The 17,831-nt window shown below is 48.8% G+C and carries 17 protein-coding genes and 1 riboswitch; of the genes, 1 reads left to right on the top strand and 16 read right to left on the bottom strand.

The window, feature by feature from the left end:
* Positions 1 to 138 precede the first annotated feature (138 nt).
* From cobK to JOD82_RS04430, 12 genes are all read right to left on the bottom strand, one after another.
* Positions 139 to 918: a precorrin-6A reductase gene (gene cobK / locus JOD82_RS04485; protein WP_209947751.1), complete on the bottom strand. Its 780-nt coding sequence runs from the start codon at positions 916 to 918 to the stop codon at positions 139 to 141.
* Positions 915 to 1,991 carry a sirohydrochlorin chelatase gene (locus JOD82_RS04480; RefSeq protein ID WP_209947749.1) on the bottom strand — a complete coding sequence of 359 codons (1,077 nt, stop codon included), beginning with the start codon at positions 1,989 to 1,991 and terminating at the stop codon, positions 915 to 917. Before JOD82_RS04480 ends, cobK begins: the two co-directional genes overlap by 4 nt.
* A 92-nt stretch (positions 1,992 to 2,083) precedes the next feature.
* Positions 2,084 to 3,865, bottom strand: a complete 1,782-nt coding sequence (cobJ, locus tag JOD82_RS04475) for a precorrin-3B C(17)-methyltransferase (RefSeq protein ID WP_209947747.1) — start codon at positions 3,863 to 3,865, stop codon at positions 2,084 to 2,086.
* 311 nt (positions 3,866 to 4,176) lie between these two features.
* A riboswitch (cobalamin riboswitch) is annotated at positions 4,177 to 4,362 on the bottom strand.
* A gap of 57 nt (positions 4,363 to 4,419) precedes the next feature.
* Complete coding sequence (locus JOD82_RS04470) at positions 4,420 to 4,974, bottom strand: LOG family protein (protein WP_209947745.1); 555 nt, start codon at positions 4,972 to 4,974, stop codon at positions 4,420 to 4,422.
* Positions 4,975 to 5,175: 201 nt separating this feature from the next.
* Positions 5,176 to 6,027, bottom strand: a complete 852-nt coding sequence (locus JOD82_RS04465) for a uroporphyrinogen-III synthase (RefSeq protein WP_209947743.1) — start codon at positions 6,025 to 6,027, stop codon at positions 5,176 to 5,178.
* Between the two features lie 101 nt (positions 6,028 to 6,128).
* A complete protein-coding gene (locus JOD82_RS04460) occupies positions 6,129 to 7,280 on the bottom strand; it encodes a GerAB/ArcD/ProY family transporter (RefSeq protein WP_209947742.1) in 1,152 nt (383 codons plus the stop codon).
* A gap of 44 nt (positions 7,281 to 7,324) precedes the next feature.
* Entirely contained in the window at positions 7,325 to 7,549 is a 225-nt protein-coding gene (locus JOD82_RS04455) for a hypothetical protein (protein ID WP_029518596.1), read from the bottom strand.
* Positions 7,542 to 8,759, bottom strand: coding sequence for a Ger(x)C family spore germination protein (locus JOD82_RS04450; RefSeq protein WP_209947740.1), 1,218 nt, complete (start codon positions 8,757 to 8,759; stop codon positions 7,542 to 7,544). Before JOD82_RS04450 ends, JOD82_RS04455 begins: the two co-directional genes overlap by 8 nt.
* Positions 8,759 to 10,384: a spore germination protein gene (locus tag JOD82_RS04445; RefSeq protein WP_209947738.1), complete on the bottom strand. Its 1,626-nt coding sequence runs from the start codon at positions 10,382 to 10,384 to the stop codon at positions 8,759 to 8,761. The genes JOD82_RS04450 and JOD82_RS04445 overlap by 1 nt, the downstream gene beginning before the upstream one ends.
* Positions 10,385 to 10,564: 180 nt before the next feature.
* Positions 10,565 to 10,903, bottom strand: coding sequence for a hypothetical protein (locus tag JOD82_RS04440; protein WP_069012102.1), 339 nt, complete (start codon positions 10,901 to 10,903; stop codon positions 10,565 to 10,567).
* 14 nt (positions 10,904 to 10,917) lie between these two features.
* The gene (locus tag JOD82_RS04435) at positions 10,918 to 11,631 is read right to left on the bottom strand and encodes a pirin family protein (protein ID WP_209947736.1); all 714 of its coding nucleotides are present in this window, start codon (positions 11,629 to 11,631) and stop codon (positions 10,918 to 10,920) included.
* 69 nt (positions 11,632 to 11,700) lie between these two features.
* Positions 11,701 to 12,558 carry a LysR family transcriptional regulator gene (locus tag JOD82_RS04430; RefSeq protein ID WP_209947734.1) on the bottom strand — a complete coding sequence of 286 codons (858 nt, stop codon included), beginning with the start codon at positions 12,556 to 12,558 and terminating at the stop codon, positions 11,701 to 11,703.
* A gap of 182 nt (positions 12,559 to 12,740) precedes the next feature.
* On the opposite strand from JOD82_RS04430, the gene JOD82_RS04425 reads away from it, so the two are divergent.
* A complete protein-coding gene (locus tag JOD82_RS04425; RefSeq protein WP_245248900.1) occupies positions 12,741 to 13,718 on the top strand; it encodes a DMT family transporter in 978 nt (325 codons plus the stop codon).
* A gap of 96 nt (positions 13,719 to 13,814) precedes the next feature.
* On the opposite strand, the gene JOD82_RS04420 is transcribed toward JOD82_RS04425, so the two are convergent.
* The 4 genes from JOD82_RS04420 to JOD82_RS04405 all read right to left on the bottom strand — a co-directional run bounded on the left by JOD82_RS04420 (position 13,815) and on the right by JOD82_RS04405 (position 17,759).
* Positions 13,815 to 15,803: a methyl-accepting chemotaxis protein gene (locus JOD82_RS04420; RefSeq protein WP_209947731.1), complete on the bottom strand. Its 1,989-nt coding sequence runs from the start codon at positions 15,801 to 15,803 to the stop codon at positions 13,815 to 13,817.
* A gap of 153 nt (positions 15,804 to 15,956) precedes the next feature.
* Entirely contained in the window at positions 15,957 to 16,364 is a 408-nt protein-coding gene (locus JOD82_RS04415; RefSeq protein ID WP_029518604.1) for a DoxX family protein, read from the bottom strand.
* A 118-nt stretch (positions 16,365 to 16,482) separates the two neighbouring features.
* Positions 16,483 to 17,343: a M56 family metallopeptidase gene (locus JOD82_RS04410; RefSeq protein ID WP_029518605.1), complete on the bottom strand. Its 861-nt coding sequence runs from the start codon at positions 17,341 to 17,343 to the stop codon at positions 16,483 to 16,485.
* Positions 17,344 to 17,345: 2 nt separating this feature from the next.
* On the bottom strand, positions 17,346 to 17,759 hold the full coding sequence (locus JOD82_RS04405) for a BlaI/MecI/CopY family transcriptional regulator (protein ID WP_013312429.1): 414 nt from the start codon (positions 17,757 to 17,759) through the stop codon (positions 17,346 to 17,348).
* Positions 17,760 to 17,831 lie beyond the last annotated feature (72 nt).

Raw genomic sequence — 17,831 nt, 5'->3', positions numbered from 1 at the left:
AATAGTTTAGGAAAATGACAATTCATTGCTACTAAATCATGGATACCTCTAAAAAACACCTGTTTTAAGATGACTATATTTTAAATACATGCCAGAAGTCGTTCCTGATGAACTGGACTCGCAGGGGTAAGGCTCAACTCAAATTGAAGTTTTCTCTTTTGCTGTACGCAGTGCGTTGATGACTCCGTCGAAATGATCAAATACTGTGCCAAATTCCACTTCCGGCCTGGAAATCAAAAGTACGTGAATCCCCAGCTCCAATGCAGATTGAACCTTTTCATCCACTGCTCCCGTGCTTCCGCTTTCCTTGGTGACCATCACGGTCGTGCCATAGTGCTTGTACAATGCTTCGTTCATCTCGCGGGAAAAGGGTCCCTGCATGGCAATAATATTTTTTTGCTCCATGCCCAGTTCGCCGCATTTCTCCATATTGTCCAGGCGCGGCAGCATGCGTATAACCAGACGAATCTCCGGATCTCCGAGTAAATGCTTGGTGAACGTGCCGAGCGTCTTACTGCCTGTCGTAAGCATTACAGAACCTTTGAGTTGCTTCGCTTGTAATGCGGCCTCTTCATAGGAAGACACGATGTGGAGCAACGGATGATTGTCATATACAAGTCCTGTCCGCTCATAGCGAATATAAGGAACCCCGGACTCGCGAGCGGCTGTCATCGCATTCGCATGTGCTTCTTCTGCAAAAGGATGACTGGCATCAACAACCGCCTGTATTCCAAGCTCCCGAATCATTGCAGCCATTTCATCGGCTGTCATTCGGCCTGTACGTACGTCTAGTCCCGCTTCAGACAAGCTGGCTGCCGCGCTTTCGGTTACGACTGAGGTCAATACGTTGAAGCCATTGTCACGGATTTGCAGCGCCAATTCCCGAGCGTCGCTCGTTCCGCATAGCATGAATATCATGAGCCCTTCACCTGCCCGCTTCCATTCACTACAGATGGCGTATGTGAATGCTCGTGATGGTGATCATGGTCATCATGGCTGTGAGCATGGACATGCTCATGAGTGTGATCGTGGCTGTGTGTATGGTGATCATGATGGTCGTGCTCATGTGCATGATGGTGGTGATGTTCATGTTCATGATGATGATCGTGGTCATGGTCATGATCGTGGTCATGATCGTGGTGATGATGGTGGTGCTCCTGCGCCTCCAGACGGAACTGGCAGTTATCACAATTGGCCGTAACCTTGCCGAACAAACCTTCCTTAGCTCGCTCCAGCACCAGTTCAACCAATTGGGGATGGAAACCAAAATATCCGCCCATCTCCACTTGTAATGCAGGGTGAGCCTCGGCAAATTCCTGGGTCATTTCTCCGATGCGTTTAATCAGCACACCCGTGAACAGAAAATAGGGAAGCACGATAATCTTTTTGGCCCCCAATCGTACACAACGCTCCAATCCATCGGGAAAGGAAGGCTGCGTCACACCGATAAAGCTGCTCTCTACCCATGTATAAGAAAGCTTCTCCCACAGCATACGGGTGATTTTGAAAAAGTCACTGTTCGCATCTGGATCGCTACTTCCGCGTCCTAATACAAGTACCGCCGTTTCCTCGTCAGGTACCTCGACAGATGCCTCGACAGCGCTAATCATCCCCGCTGGAACTGCAACCGGCTGGGCCTCTTTCAAGCGGCTTAGCAGAATGCTGACGATTTTCTCGTGAACACCAATCGGACGTCCGTATACAAATTCCACCTGCGGATATTTCGCCTTTGCCCGGTCAATAGCCATCGGAATATCAATTTTGGCATGTATCGCTGCGAACAAAATAATCGGAATAAGAACGACACGCGTCGCCCCTTTCTCCACACAAGTTTGCATCCCATCAGCAATGCTGGGACGTGCCAGCTCCAAGAAACAGGTTTCCACGCACATATCCGGTACCCGATCTGCCACTGCCTGTGCAAATTCCAGCAGTTCCTGGTTCCCCTCCGGGTCCCGACTTCCATGTCCAACCAACAATATTGCATCCACTGCTGTTGTTTCCTCCTCTTTAATAGGGATAGCCTGCATGACGCCCTATTTTATATATATGCTTGTATCCCGTTCATCAGGCCTTCAGTCCATTAATCACCACAAACCGCATTCACTTCTACCGTTACTGGTGCATCTTCATGCCGGAACCCCGCAACGACACCTACACGCTTAAAAAATTTATGAAAGCGCTCATTCGGATGTCCTTTTTCCTTATATTCAGCGATGACATGCTCCACGATGTCCGTAATCTGATCACCCGGAATTCCTTCCGCTACAGGCTGAGCGGCATGAGCATTGCGGCCGAATTTTTTGCCACCGAGGAAGAGATCGTACCCACCCTTGCGATAGACGATTCCGATATCCTCTAGTACGGCTCCATAGCAGGCCATACCGCATCCGTTCAAAGCAATGCTCGTTTCCTTGGGTGCCTGTAATCCGCCAAGTACAACCTGTAAATGCTCAGCCACAGGCACCGAGTCATCCTTCTCCATATTGCAGAAGTCGCACGCCTTCACCTTAAACACATCGCCAATCGGCATGACAATGAATCGTTCATCCCGCAGCCGCCCGACCAGTTCCTCGGGGTCTGCACACGGCACGCGCAGCACGATCTGATGATCCGGCGTGTATTCCAGCTCGCCATCATCACCCGCTACCTCGGCGAGCAGCGCCATCTGGCGAGCGGTGAATTTCTTGTTTCCCACACCCGGGGAAACACCCACCTCAAACAGCGCAGGCTTGCCAAAGCCGCCTGTCGCCATCCCGGCCGCGGCCCCTGCTCCGGCCACCGCCGACGTTCCGGCGGTGCTCTTGGCGGTAGGCGCTTGCCCGCTCCAGCGAGCGTTGGCTTCGCCAGGCAGCTTGCCGCCGACAGCGAGGCGGCTTAGCGCCTCTGCCGCCAGCGATGCCGGGGCCGTGCCGGTTTGCACAGCAGTTGTTGCCTGCACAGCAGCCATCGCTTGCGGGCGTGCCTGCGTGGCAACCGCAGCGCCGCTCGCGGAGGGTCCATTCACGGCTGGAGCTGCTCCAGCCTGCGACGCATCCAGCGACCACGGCTCCGCTTCTGTGCGGAGACGCTGATGTGGCTTGAGCGCCTGCTCGGTCGCATCCAGCGTGTATTTGCGCTGATATCCGCGCGGAGTCACGATCAAGCCGTCATACACCGTCGTCGAGGAATTGCCGATGATTACAGTCGTCAGCATCCCGATGTCGTGGTTCAGCATATCTTCCAGCGTCGTTACAATAACTTGCTGACGTTCACGATAAGCACTCTTCACCAGCCCAACCGGAGTTTGCGGATCGCGGTAACGCAGCAAAATGGACTGCGTCTCCACAATCTGGCGGGTACGCCGGCCACTGCGCGGATTATATAATGCAATCACAAAATCGGCCGAAGCCGCTGCTTCTACGCGCTTCACAATCGTTTCCCATGGGGTCAGATGATCACTCAGACTAATTGTGCACGCATCATGCATCACTGGCGCCCCCAACAGTGAAGCACAGGACTGAATAGCCGAGATCCCCGGCACGACTTCTACTTCAACTCCGTCCTCGCGTCGCCAGCCTTTTTGCATCAGCACTTCGTACACCAGCCCTGCCATACCATAGACTCCCGCATCTCCACTGGAAATGACAGCTACCTTCTTGCCCATCTCTGCTTGGCGAACCGCCTCCTGCGCACGGCTCACTTCCTCTGTCATCCCTGTGCGTACAATCTCCTGTCCGTTCAACAGCGGACGGATCAAATCAACGTAGGTATTGTAGCCGATAATGACCTCACTTTCGTCCAGCGCATCCAGCGCCCGTTTTGTGATATGTTCCATATCTCCTGGTCCAAATCCAATCACCAACAATTTTCCTAATGGGCTCATCGTACTCCTCCTATTCATCCTTTTCAGGGCAGCTATCCTATCTATTTCAATGATTTATGCACATCGTGTAACTTAAAAAAACCCCATCCTGCCCGGATGGGGTTTCTATGTACGTATCTCTCATCAGACGAACAAACAGCGTAAGAAGACACGATTTGTCTTCCTCCAGCCTGCCGTTGTTTTCCATCTGTCTGTTTACGCTTCAAACGCTGCTGCACGTTCATATCCACGCAAACCTCTAGCCAACATGGAAAAAGCAACGTGTGCCTGATTTCCTGATTTCGTACACCCATCCTCTCCGCGAAGGTTAACGGTGCATACAGATCAAGGTAGGTCTCCTGGCTTGGCATCAACGGATTCTTTCGTCTTCCCCGTTTTTCACGAGTGACCAATTAAAAAAATCCTCTTCCTTACAGTGGCGGGACCGCTCGGGATTTGCACCCGATTCCCTGTTACCCTTTGCTCAACCGCAAAGGCACCTTGTCTGTCCGCTATTTGATTATGGGTCTTATCATAACCTTGCCTCAATCAGTTGTGCAAGCACGAAAAAAGCTTTATTTCAAGTTCTGTGCTTTATTTTTTAACATATGTAGCAATTCGTCCGGGTCTGCGGAGATGCTCAGTAGCGCTGGATGCTCACTCCCGGTAAACCCCTCTTGCACACTATGACGCACCATTTCTACTAACGGGTCAAAATATCCATTCACATTCAGCAGCCCAATGGGCTTGCGATGAATGCCGATTTGCGCCCAGCATAGTACCTCGAACAGCTCTTCAAAGGTTCCCAAACCACCCGGAAGGGCAATAAAAGCATCGGCCATCTCGCTCATTGCCGCTTTACGCTCATGCATGCTTGCTACCTCAATAAATTCGGTAACTCCCCGATGAATGATCTCTGCATCAAATAACAGGGTGGGCATAATGCCAGTGACCTGACCGTCACCCGCCAGCATTCCATCTGCCACCTCTCCCATTAGCCCCCTGCTAGAGCCGCCATAGATCAGACGGATATGATGGCGAGCCATGGCTTCTCCCAGTTTGCCTGCTGCCTCAACATATACCGATGAATGTCCAGGTCTGGACCCGGCAAATACGCAAATAGAATTCATTAACGTCTCAGCTCCTGTCCTAAGTAGCATCGAAACTTATTCATTATATTAGATAAACATTTTCGCTATAACAAAAATCTTTGTCGATGCATGTCCAACAAAAAAAGATAAAGACCTCGTAGGCCCTTATCTTTATTTTACTCTGTATCCCGAAATATAAGTTCATTTTTTAGCATCTGCATTTATAATTTTGATCTCATTTCAATGACCATTCATGATCTTCAGACCACAGCCATGCACCGAATCGTTATGTTCAAAATATTTGCCCAGCTCCACCATCATCGCGCCCATGCGCTCTTCGGTTGGAAACACGACTCGATCAATCCCTTCTTCCACAATGGACTGTGCAGTCACCTTCCCTACGGATACAGCAATCACATCCTCACGAAAAGCTTCCAGTAAATCCTCAATTCGATTTTGCTCTCTGGCATATTGGGCCAAAAATCGAATTTGCGGACCACTCGTGAATGTAACGGCATCAACATTACGATGGATAACATCCTCCAGTAACGCCTGCAATTTTGCTTCCTCGGGTGGGATATGCTTATAAGGAAGTACCTGGCGGGTCACTGCCCCCTGCTCGTCCAGCCATTTTACCAACCGTGGGGCTGGATCGCCATGCAGCTGCAACAGCACTTCCTTCCCCTTCAGATCGTATGGGGCGAAAGCTCCTGTCAATCCGATCAAACTTCCGTCCTCGTCTCGTACTGTTGGCGTAAAGCCACGCTTTTTGAGTCCATTGACCGTCTTGTAGCCCCGCGCTGCAATGTTGGAGGATTGCAGCAACTCTATAATCTGCTCAGCCACGCCCATATCCTCTGCCATATCGAACAGGGCATCCAGCCCCATGCCTGTCGTGAAGATGTACCAGTCCGGAGGGTTCTTTACCCACGATACAACAGCGTTGCGCAGCTCGATATCATCTAGAAAAACAGTGCCCTGGGCCGGACGATGTACTGGCTCCCCTCCCATCTTCACAACTAGCAGCGCCATTTCGTCTGCTTTACGGGGACCAGCAAGAGCGACTCTCTTACCTGCCATGCGTTGTGCCATTCTGTTTCCTCCCTAGTAGAAGTCGTATTTCTTTCTACCAAGTATACAATCAGAGGGGTAAAAGACAAATAAGAATTACTTTTTCGATGAATACAGGAATCTTATAAGTGGGTGTGTCCTGTTCTGTCTCCCTGCCGGCTTTTCTGACTACTGCTATCCCGCTCTCCGTTAGATGCCTTATCATCTCCGCCTTTCCCTTTAGATTTGGGTCGGAGCAACATCCATAGTACCAAGGGCATAAGTACAAAAAAAATGATCATCACCGCGGTCCACTCCCGGCTGAAATCAAAAACTTGCACGATGTTGGAGAACAGCATAAACGAACAGACATAACCTAACAAACCTACGGGCCAAACCATCAGACTCCCCCAGGCATGGGAGAACATACGCTTTACCGCCAAACTGGTAACGTACAGATCAATTCCGATCTTCGTAAGAAAGGTGGGTACGGTCAGTGCTGCCACGAACAAGTCGAACCGATCTAGAAAGTCCGTCAGCTGCAATTGACGCACTAATTCATATGATGGATAAAACAGCCGTGAAAAGATAGGAACACCAATAACCAACTCCGACAGCAACACCAGCATGGTCAGAAATGCGGTTCCGAGCAAATGCCCATACCACGCACTACGCCCATTATAGCTCTTCCCAGAAATCACAAAGGGAACCATCAGGATATCAGCCATATATCCCAGCATGCGCCAGCTGCCCTTAATCACTCCATCTACTTCCGGATGTAAATAAGGTCTCAGTACCGAGAAGTCCATATTACGCCCGAAAAAAAGCGGCATGGTCAGCAATGTCAGAATCAACAACGGTACAAAAATCTCCGCCATATTGACGATGGTGCTTATTCCGCCTTTAGCCATAAATACCAGAGTTAACAGCACAATAAGAGAAGTGACCACAATCGGAGTCAGCGGCAAAAGCACCACCTCCACCAGATCCGTAATAATTCTCAAATCTCGCGTAAAAATGATCAGGAATAAAATAAGGTAGATTGCAAGCAGCACACGTCCCAACACAGGATGAGAGCTCACCATCGCCTGCATCAATTCCTGATCAGGAAAACGTCGCTTGAGTCTCAACATCGCCCAGATCGGCAAGCATAGCACGATAGCAGCAATTATACAGGTCCAGTAGGCATGTTGATTCGCGTGATCCGCTGCCTGCGCGGGAGCATGTATAAGGGTAATACCGACCTCCATCAATACACCAAGCAGCACAATTTGTCTGGTTGTGAACTGTTTCATGCAGGTACATCCTCCTTTTTGCCCGCAGGCATCCATTACACGATTTACAACGTAGGGGGGAGCCACATGTCAATAAAACGGGTCAGCCATGTAGCCACATAAACGGTGCTCTTCGTTGATGTTCCGTAAATCCAGATACCAATGCTAATAACATACAATACTCGAGAGACCCAACGATTGATGGCTGGTGCATTGTTAATATTTTTACGGTCAATCAGATACATGAAGAGCATAGCCAGCACCAAAGGTAACAGAAATACTTTATTCATTCTGGATTTGCTCCTTTTTGACCCCGAATGGTTTGGTGACCGCACCAATATTCTCAATATGCACGACCGGATTTATGGTGATCTCCACCTTGGGATATAGTTGCTCCCATTGAGGTTTAATCCGTTTCCATTCGTCCGGGTGACTCGTAATAATAGCCCGGCCCAAACCAAGTACGTCTGAACGATACTTTTGCTGAATCACGTGGACAGCCTCTCCCAGCTCCCTCTTGATTTCCTCGGCTGTCTGCTGCTCCAGCCACTTCAAATTTTCCTCGTTGGAAATATCGAAATTCGTCTCATTCTCCTTCACATTCCCATTGCAGTTCATATGAACGGTCATTCGAATCTCATCCCCCCGAATAAAGGGCTTGATATGGACTCTATTTTCGATGAGATGCACAGATATGTAACCTTTACCCTTGGGAGGGGGGATAAATATCTCTGTCTCCTTGGCTTGCTCCATACCCAACAGCAGAAACCGACTGAGATGGTTATCAATAATCCCTGTTAACCTGTCTTGTCGAAAGACTGCCAATCCATCGATCTGAATATTCGTCTTCTTGTCTTTAAGACTAGCGGGCCCATTCTTCACCAGAGACATTACTGGCACCACCGGGTCAATGCCTTCCAGCAGGACGGAATTCATCAGCAGTTTAACGGAACGAGGTTTTTTCATATAGGAAAAGTTAAGCTCACGCACCATTTCCGCTGGATATTGCTCAATCGGAGCATCTGCCTGAAGCACTTCCATCGCTGACCCCTTCGTGATAACAACCAGGGAAGACAGACGGTTCTGCGGAATACGTGCAATGACATCCATCATTTTGCTAATCCCTTCCCGTGCCAGCGTCTCCCCGAACAGCAGCACCCGTCGATGAGAGTAATTCAGTGTTCGTGAAACCTCGCGCTGTTCCTCGGTGCTTGCTCCCCGGAAGCTTGGACCTGTTTTGGACTCCAGGTAGTAAGATTTCGTACCGCTTGTACCTCCCCCTCCTCCTGTACTGCCCGAAGATCCGAGCTGTCCGGGCAAAGCAATTTGCATCGTTACCCGGTATTGATCGCCTTCTTTATCCAGACCCGTGCCCATCACAAAGGCCACATCGTTCACTTCACGGCGATCCCAGCATCCTCCCAAAAGAACAGAACAAAGCAGCAGACAACAGAGCACAGCCGCTTTACGTATTTTTTGCGTATCGGATTTGGGCTTCATCACCATCCCTCCTCGGTTGTAGGCGATCCATTCATCTTTTCCTTCGCTCGTTTGTTGTTGTCTTTACCAATCCAGGAAGGACGTTTAGTCATTTTCCACCAAGGTGCACGGACCACGATATCCTTTTGATCCATATGGTTGTACGGGCTATATCCGCTCATGTAGGGGACACCAAACGATGTTAGCTTGGTTAGATGCGTAGCAATCAGCGTTGTCGCAATAATGATCCCAAACAATCCGAATAAACCCGCCATCAGCATGATTGGAAATCGTAGCAGGCGAATCGTGATGGCAAAGTTAAAGCGTGGAATGGTAAACGAAGCAATACCTGTGAGCGACACAACAATGACTATGGGTGCCGATACAATCCCTGCCTGTACTGCAGCCTGCCCAATAACGAGTGCGCCAAGGATACTGACTGCCTGACCGACCGTTTTGGGGAGACGAATCCCTGCTTCACGTAATGCCTCAAAAGAAATTTCCATCATTAACGCCTCCACCAGTGCTGGAAAAGGGATGGATTCACGAGCCGCTGCAATACTCAATATGAGTGTCGTCGGCAGCATATCATGATGATAGGTCGTAACCGCTACATATATTGCTGGCAGAAAGAGAGCCATGATGAGAAAAAGAAAACGAATCCAGCGCACCATATTACTGATGAAAAAACGTTCGTAATAATCCTCGCTTGCTTGCATCATCTGCCACATCGTGACCGGCCCAATCAGGGCAAAAGGCGTTCCGTCAACAAAAATGGCAAAACGTCCTTCCAGTAATTGGGCAGTGACGGTATCCGGGCGTTCAGTATATTCCATTTGCGGAAACGGAGAAAAGGGATGGTCCTCAATCAGTTCCTCAATATATCCAGTCTCCAAAACACCATCAATTTTAATATCGCTGAGCCTTTTTTTTACATCCTCCACCAGTTTGGGATCTATGATCCCTTCAATATAGGTAAGGACGACGCTCGTTTGAGTTTCTGTTCCGATGGTCATGCTGTACATCTTGAGCTTGGAGGTCTTCAACTTGAAACGCAACAGTGCTGTATTGACGCGAAGGGTCTCAGTGAAGCCCTCACGCGGCCCGCGAATAACCGCTTCTGTCTGAGGTTCCTCCACGCCACGGCGGACACCTCCCTTGGCGCTAAAAATATAAGCACGAGGCGTACCATCTACGAACAAGGCGGCATTGCCGTCCAGTATCGCTGCTGATACCATCTTCCATTCGTCCATCGTTTTAGTCTGGGACATGGAGATACGAGTTTCATCCAGCGGCTCCAATTTGCCGTTCACTTCAGGGTCCTTGAGCATCATGCCCAGAATGACAGGCCGCAGGATATGATCCTGCAAATCCTCCGATTTTACCGTACCTTCAAAATAAGCCAACAACCCTTTGCGTTCAGGGGAAATCATGAGCTCTCGATAGACGATATCAGAGCAATCCTTGAAAATGTCACGCAAAGCAATCAAATTGTTTTCCACATTGCTACGCAGCGGCTGTTCCAGCCACGAAGACTCAGGCAGTCCTTTAGGCACATTGGAATTTCGTGTCTTGCGGTCTGCGGCTGGAATCGCTCTCCGGCTCCACGGTAGCTTCGGCAACTTGGGAAAGCGCCCTTTCTTCATCGTTATTCCCCCTTTACGAATGAGCCGAACAGATAATATGACCTATAGGATGTACCAGCCTGCAAAGGATTATGTATCCAATGAACTCAACATGTTGAACGGATAACAAAAAGACCCTGCAATGATGCAGGGCCTTCGAAAAATCCATTATATATCTGAAGATTTATGATAAAGGAATGATTAATCTCCCCAATACTCCTCGGGATGGTATTCAATCTCAGAACCAGCTTTGAACGTAAGCTCATCTGTCTGATCATGATATTCCACGCTTTCCGGAGTGACGTAATACCAATGCTTCACCACGGGTCCATCATCTACCGGCGTTACAAAACGAAATACGTTCAACTCCCCGCTATAACGCACAATCGCCTCCGCCGTCCCACGCGGCAGCCCTTGAAGCGTGAAGCGAAACACGCCGTCCACCGATTCCAAACGGCAATCGAAAACCTGCTTGCGGCTGTCAGCAAAGCTACGTCCCGTGACGGCATGCTTGATCAGCCATGTTTCCTGCTGCGCCATGTGCGCACCTCCTTTTAGGGCAAATCAATCAACATATAAAAAGCAGACTCCTCTGCTTCCAGTGCTAGCTTTGGCTCCTGCTCAATACGAGCTGAATCGCGCCCTTGCAGAATATGTTCACCGTTCACACGCAGTGAGCCTTCAATGACGAACAGGAACACGCGTCGCCCCTCGGCCTGTGTGAATTCTACTTGCTCTCCAGGCTGAAGCTTGCTTAAATAAATCGTTAAATCCTGGTTGATTGCAGCAATTTCACCCTCTGTGCCCGGTACACGTTTTCCGGCAACGACAGGCAGAAGCTGACCGTGCAGACGCTCAGGATTGAACGCTGTGGCCTCATATGACGGTTTCAGTCCTCTCGTATGCGGGCTAAACCACAATTGCAGCAGACTGACATCCTCCGTTTGTGATGCGTTGTGCTCCGTATGAATGATGCCGTGGCCCGCTGACATTCGCTGAATGCCTCCAAAACGGGTCACTGCTACATGTCCACGGTTGTCTTCATGACGCAGTTCCCCATACAGCACAATCGAAACAATCTCTATATCACTGTGCGGATGCGCCCCAAAGCCCCGTCCCGGTGTGATGACATCGTCATTACAGACACGCATAGGACCAAACGCTGTATTGTTCTCATCCTGATACTCCGCGAATGAAAAGCTGTGACTCCCCCGCAGCCAGCCCTTATCGAAGCTGAATCGGGAAGCAGCCGGATATATTGTAAACATAATAGCCCTCCTTCAGGAAGAAAAATGAGATCAAATCCCTCTCATTGTACCCGAGCCCAAGCGATAAAGCTACGCCTCTGTCTGAGTGATAATCTCATTTATAAAAGACTGCAAGGTACTGGTAACAAAGGCTTCCTTACGTCGGATAAACACCGTTGTTACTTCATTGTACGGCTCAGGCATTGCATGACCGCACACAAGGCCTTGAGACACCAGCCCGCTGATCGAAGATTCGGGAAATACGGTCATTCCAATACCAGCCGCCACACTGCCGATAATCGTCTCAAATGTCCCAAACTCCATAATCTGTTTGGGAATAATTCCTTCCATTTTGAGCCAGGTTTCCAGCCGTCCCCGGTAGCCGCAGCCTTTTTTATATAAGAGAAGCGGACGAGTCGTGAGATCCTCAACGGAAAAATCATCTCCTTGGGATACAAGGACCAGCTTTTCCTGAAATACATCAAACTGTTCAATGAGCGGATGCTTGACCGGCCCGGTCACAAAGGCTCCATCCAGCCGCATTTCTGCAACCTCCTGCACCAGAGACTCTGTAACCCCAGCCTTGAGGGACAACTCGACATCCGGGTACTTGCTATAGTAAGCATGTAAAATGGCCGGGAGGGCAATGACAGTCTCCACAATGCCAATCTCCAGTACCCCCGAAGGTGCAGAGGTATTCTGAAACGCATGTTTCATTTCCTCAAATTGCGATAAAATGCTTTTCGTATATTGCAGCAGACGCTTGCCCTCGGCATTGAGGATCATTCCCCGCTTATGTCTATTAAATAAAGGTGTTTGCAGTTCCTTTTCGAGCAGCTTGATTCTGGCCGTTACATTGGACTGGACATAACTAAGCTCGGCTGCGGCCTTGCTGACACTGCCATGCGCAGCCACCGTCTGGAAAATGTTTAAATCGTTCAGATCCACTACTGCTCCTCCTTATTGTGAAGGGTAAGGGGCCATCAAAATTGACGCGCCTTGTCACTTATTATCATTTTAAATGATCATAATGTTTATTTTCAATCATTTTACCAACAGCTTCCCATCCTTTATGATGTTGTCCATAAGATATGTCCGCTGAGACCGGCAAGGAGGAGCTTTTGCACACCATGAACAGACAAATCATGACCGGATCTTTATTATGCCTAATCGCCAGTATGTCCTGGGGGGCGATGTTTCCGGTTTCGCACATTGCATTACAACACATCAATCCACTGTACTTTTCATTTTTGCGCTATTTATCGGTTACACTCATTTTAGTCGTACTATTGTGGCTCAAAGAGGGAAGGACTGCATTTCGCTTTGAGGGCAAGGGCAAGACGTTGTTATTCTTCGGGACCATGGGATTCACCATTTATAATATGGCCGTTTTCCAGGGACAGCACGCGATGGGGGCAGCAGGCACTCTGGTTGCCTCTATAATGGAAGTGCTAATGCCGATGATTTCTATTGCGATGGTGTGGGTCATGACCCGTAAAATGCCTCCGAGATATACACTAATCAGCATGGTGATTGCGCTGGCCGGGGCTTTACTGGTGATCACGAACGGAAAATGGACCTTTTTCACACTTGCCGGACAACATTTGCTACCGCTGCTGCTTATTTTCGTAGGCGTCGTCGGATGGGTCGTATATTCCATGGGAGGCAGCCATTTTGCAGGATGGTCTACTCTTCGGTATTCAACCCTAACCTGCCTGCTCGGAACTCTCGTCTCCTTCGTAGTCGTCACATTTGCCTCTGCTTTCAACGGGATTGTGGTGCCGGACTGGCAGGCTGTGTGGTCAGTTAAATACGAAATGAGCTTTATGATCCTGCTTCCAGGGTTAGCGGCCCTGCTTAGCTGGAATGCCGGAATCCGAAAGCTATCTCCACTGAACGGAATTCTATTTATTAACTTTGTACCGATTACCACGCTGGTACTCATGTACTTCCAAGGTTATGCTATTAGCCGTTTTGAACTATATGGGACAGTGTTAGTCATTTTCGCACTGATTCTGAACAATATGTTTCAGAGAAGTTCGCTGCGTCCTTCCGACTCACGGGATGTCCGTTTCCGTCTGGACCGCCGCAAGTCCTTCCAACGTTAACTTCTAACTCTGCAAACCAAAAATCATGCTAAAAACATTAAAAAAGCGCCTGGATACAGAGTACAATCTCCTGTATCCCGGCGCTTTTTATTATTTTTATGACTTTCCTTCAACCTGGAAACGTCCAACCAGTTGGCGCAATTCCTCTGCCATTTGGCTCAGATCCGCTGTAGATGAAGCAATTTCCTCGATAGAAGCGAGCTGTTGCTCAGCTGCCGCTGAGATCGACTCGGTGTTGCTCGCTGCCTCGTCCGAAATGTGGGCAATATCGCTCATAATATCTACGACACCTACAGTCCCCCGTGCCATTTCCTGAGTCACTCCGGTAATGTCATTGATATGCCCCATAGCTCGTTCCACGGCCTGGCTGATTTCCGCAAAGGATTGCTCAGACGTGGTTACCGAATCAATGCCTTCTGTCACCCGTGTCCGCGCTCGATGCATAGCGTCCAGAGCATGATTCATATCCACCTGCATCGCTTCAATGCGCTCCGAGATCAAGGTAGCCGACTTCGCTGATTCCTCAGCCAGCTTACGCACCTCCGTAGCGACCACGGCAAATCCCTTACCATGATCCCCAGCGCGTGCAGCCTCAATGGACGCATTCAGAGCTAACAGATTGGTCTGTTTGGCAATACCGGATATAACGCTGATAATATTCACGATTTCACCGGAACGCTCATTGAGAGAGTCCATGGCCTGTCCGAGATCGTTAACGGTCTCGTCGATGTCATGCATCTTCTGTACAGCCTGCGTAGCAGCCTTACTGCCTTCCTGAGCCGACTCGGCGTTCATCTTCACATGTTCAGATACGCCCACCATACGCTCGGATACGTTCGCTGCTTGCTGAGCAAGCTCCTCCATATTTACAGAACCGTGCTTAACGCTCTGCACCTGACGTTCGCTGCCCACAGCTACTTCCTGGATAGCAATGGTGACATGCTCAATCGCTTGGGTTGTCTGATCTGCACCCGCAGCCAGCTCCTCCGCTGAAGAACTTACCCGATCTGTCGTTTCGTGTACGCTTCGAATCATCGTACGCAAACTGTCGACCATGGTTTGGAAGTGAGAAGACAATTCGCCCACCTCATCCGTTTTTCCGGTTTCCAAATCGCCCGTCAAATCTCCTTCACTGATTCGTTCTGCTGATTTTTGCAGCTTACGAATTGGTACCAGAACAGAACGGGTGATCAGGAAAATCGCGAGTAGCGCAATCACCAATGAGCCAGCCAGCACAAAAATGGTTACATAACGCATGGCAGCCGTGGCATCGCTAATCTCGGATTGATAGAAGGTACCCGCAATTTTCCAACCAGTATCCGTATTCGTTACATAGGTCAAATATTTTTCGTGACCTTCATGCATATATTTAAAGTTCCCGCTCGGCGCAGTATACAACGTATCAAGCACTTTCTCCTGTGGAGATGAGCCCGGTTTAGCCGTAGGATGGACTACAAATTTCTTCGTATGATCCAAAATAATGATATACCCCTCCTGGCCCACTTTGATGGAGGCCAGTTTACGTACACTTTCCAGATTTAGAGAAATCCCGATAACCCCGGACTTGTCGGAAAGCGTCTGAGATACTACGACAACAGGAATACCCGATGAATTAATGATAACAGGCGTAATTGCAACCTTACCGGGCTGCTTCATCGCTTCGATGTACCATGGGCGTGTGCGAGGATCAAAAGTCCCTTCATCCTCCTTGGGCACCCCCCGAATCATCAGCCCCTCCGGTGTACCAACAAAAATATCCGTGGCATCTTCGTGCAAACCCTTGTATTGGATCAGCTTCGGCTGAATCAAAGGGCTGTTTCGACCATCTATCATCGAGCCGTCCAGACGCTCCGCTAAATAACTCGCATCTTTAATTTTACTGGCGATTGCGTATTCAATAATTGAGTTAGCTGTCGCTACCCCCTGATTCGCACTGCCGTGGAGCTGTTTTTCCATAGCATTATATGATGATTTATAGGTCGCAATGGAAATACTTAAGCTCGGAATCAGCAAAACAAGTAAAAAGCCTAAACTTAGCTTGTTCCTGAGTGTCCATATCGTTTTTCTCTTTCGCGTTGTTCCCATGTTTTTTCCCCTTTGCTCATAAAACGATATATTTGAATTACATTCCGTGTTAGTTATATCGGTTGAAAGTAGCAAATGATTTACAATGAAATTTCACAAAGGGGAAAAACAAAAACGCGCCCTATAAGACTAAGGACGCGGTTATATGAACATTTAGACCTGTACGTTAATGTTTTCAGCCTTTTTACGGCCAAATAACTGATCCACTGCCAGAAAGCGTCCACCGACAAGCGCTTGCTGAAGGCTGGTGAACAGAATCAGCAGATCAAATTCAATCGAGCCAAAAGGCTGTCCTTTTTTAGCCGTTAGCAATACACCGATCATAACGATGGTCAATGCCGCTCCAGCCAGTCGTGTTCCGATTCCCAGAACCAGTGCAATACCCCCAACCAGTTCAACCGCAGCGACCACAGGAGCCATCCAGCCAGGGAGTCCGATACTTTGGAAGAAGCCGGAGGTTCCGTCTAGTCCCTGAAACTTTTGTGCACCGTGAACGATAAAAATAACCCCTGTAAAAATCCGTACCAACAATAATCCAATATTCATAAGCGTTTGATTCATTTGCTCATCTCCTTTTAAATTGTATAAAAATTCTGCAATAAACTACACACTGTAGTGTACTACACATTGAGAATCGGTAGCGCAAAAAGCGCCACCTGTAGGAAACATCTTGCCAAACTTAGATTAGCGCCAGTGCAAACATAAGTGTCAACATCACTAGCACATAGCTGGAAAACATAATCGAACGCCAAGGCATTTGAATGACAGGTTCTTGCTGAGGGTCTAAAATACGTGAGATACGATAGTTAATGGACGTTTCTGCAAACGAGGAACAAGCGGCGGAGTTTACCAGGCGAGTATTGGCAGGCGTCATACTCAGAAGCTTGAGCAATGCGCTCCCAATCCCAACTGGTGAACCCGCTCGATGAATCGCTTCGTTATCAGCCAAAATTTCACGGGCCGTCTTATAATGATGGGTAATGTGACGTAGCACCGGCAAGTAAAACAGCTGTTTAGCACATACTTGCAGCAACCAGGTCTTCAACGGATCATAATGTTTCATATGATAGGCTTCATGGTATATGACAGCTTCTTCTTCGTGTTTGTCCAGTACAGACAATAGTGCAGAGGACAATACAATACGTGGCTTCCATAATCCCATGGTGAAGGCGGCTGGCTTGGCATAATCAATGACCCATATCCGATCGGTCCCGAGTTCACCATATCGCTCACCCAGTGCTTCGGTCAGCGGCAGGTCACGCATTCGGTGCAGTCTGCGAAAAGCTGCCCTGGTAGCCATACACTGTCTGACTGCTTCTCCTCCGGCGATAGCGAAGGTAACGAAAACCAGCCCGCTGAGCGCATCCACCATGTAGCCGATTCCGTAATGCTGTAACAAACTTCTGCAAATTTGAAACACGTTATAATTCAATTTCCAGCCGAAAACATGCTGTCCGGCGTACATACCCATCTGTATAAGGGCGAAACCCGAAATCAAGGCGCCTGCTGTAAACAGTAATTTAGAACGTGTTTTCCACATCGCTACATATCCTTTTTCCATTGTTTAATTTTTTGTTCCAGACGTTCGATCAACTTCGGATCGGCCACCTCCAGAGCATCAATCATATGATTGACAGCAAGCGGACCAAATTCGTCCACCAATTCGTGACTCAGTCCCTTGGATTGCTCATCCATGAATTCTTCCCTGCTTAAAACTGGACGATATAAAGACGTTCTCCCACGTATACTCTTACTCAGTATTCCCTTTTCCACTAAACGGTTCATCACGGTCATTACCGTATTGAAGTTAAAGTCCCGATCCCCCTCCAACGCGGTCTGCACTTCTTTGATACTCCGATCCGAAGTGGACCATAAAATATCCATAATTTTGGCTTCCAGAGGTCCGAAAAATCGGTTAAGCCCGGTTTCGCCAGCTTTAAAATTCAGTCGTTTCATAAGAAGCACCTCACACTACCGATTGTAGTGTATATCTCCTGACAAAGTCAACCGTCACACCTAATGTCAGTT

This window comes from Paenibacillus sp. 1182, from assembly GCF_017833915.1.
Classification (GTDB): domain Bacteria; phylum Bacillota; class Bacilli; order Paenibacillales; family Paenibacillaceae; genus Paenibacillus; species Paenibacillus polymyxa_D.
This window is presented reverse-complemented; position numbering and strand designations above follow the sequence as displayed.

Bases quoted from the DNA above. Each gene is read 5' to 3' on its own strand.
- JOD82_RS04420 (WP_209947731.1), bottom strand. From the start codon at position 15,803: ATGGGAACAACGCGAAAGAGAAAAACGATATGGACACTCAGGAACAAG.
- JOD82_RS04445 (WP_209947738.1), bottom strand. From the start codon at position 10,384: ATGAAGAAAGGGCGCTTTCCCAAGTTGCCGAAGCTACCGTGGAGCCGG.
- JOD82_RS04465 (WP_209947743.1), bottom strand. From the start codon at position 6,027: ATGGCACAACGCATGGCAGGTAAGAGAGTCGCTCTTGCTGGTCCCCGT.
- JOD82_RS04415 (WP_029518604.1), bottom strand. From the start codon at position 16,364: ATGAATCAAACGCTTATGAATATTGGATTATTGTTGGTACGGATTTTT.
- JOD82_RS04405 (WP_013312429.1), bottom strand. From the start codon at position 17,759: ATGAAACGACTGAATTTTAAAGCTGGCGAAACCGGGCTTAACCGATTT.
- cobK (WP_209947751.1), bottom strand. From the start codon at position 918: ATGATATTCATGCTATGCGGAACGAGCGACGCTCGGGAATTGGCGCTG.
- JOD82_RS04450 (WP_209947740.1), bottom strand. From the start codon at position 8,759: ATGAAGCCCAAATCCGATACGCAAAAAATACGTAAAGCGGCTGTGCTC.
- JOD82_RS04425 (WP_245248900.1), top strand. From the start codon at position 12,741: ATGAACAGACAAATCATGACCGGATCTTTATTATGCCTAATCGCCAGT.
- JOD82_RS04470 (WP_209947745.1), bottom strand. From the start codon at position 4,974: ATGAATTCTATTTGCGTATTTGCCGGGTCCAGACCTGGACATTCATCG.
- JOD82_RS04455 (WP_029518596.1), bottom strand. From the start codon at position 7,549: ATGAATAAAGTATTTCTGTTACCTTTGGTGCTGGCTATGCTCTTCATG.
- JOD82_RS04410 (WP_029518605.1), bottom strand. From the start codon at position 17,343: ATGTGGAAAACACGTTCTAAATTACTGTTTACAGCAGGCGCCTTGATT.
- JOD82_RS04435 (WP_209947736.1), bottom strand. From the start codon at position 11,631: ATGTTTACAATATATCCGGCTGCTTCCCGATTCAGCTTCGATAAGGGC.
- JOD82_RS04460 (WP_209947742.1), bottom strand. From the start codon at position 7,280: ATGAAACAGTTCACAACCAGACAAATTGTGCTGCTTGGTGTATTGATG.
- JOD82_RS04440 (WP_069012102.1), bottom strand. From the start codon at position 10,903: ATGGCGCAGCAGGAAACATGGCTGATCAAGCATGCCGTCACGGGACGT.
- cobJ (WP_209947747.1), bottom strand. From the start codon at position 3,865: ATGAGCCCATTAGGAAAATTGTTGGTGATTGGATTTGGACCAGGAGAT.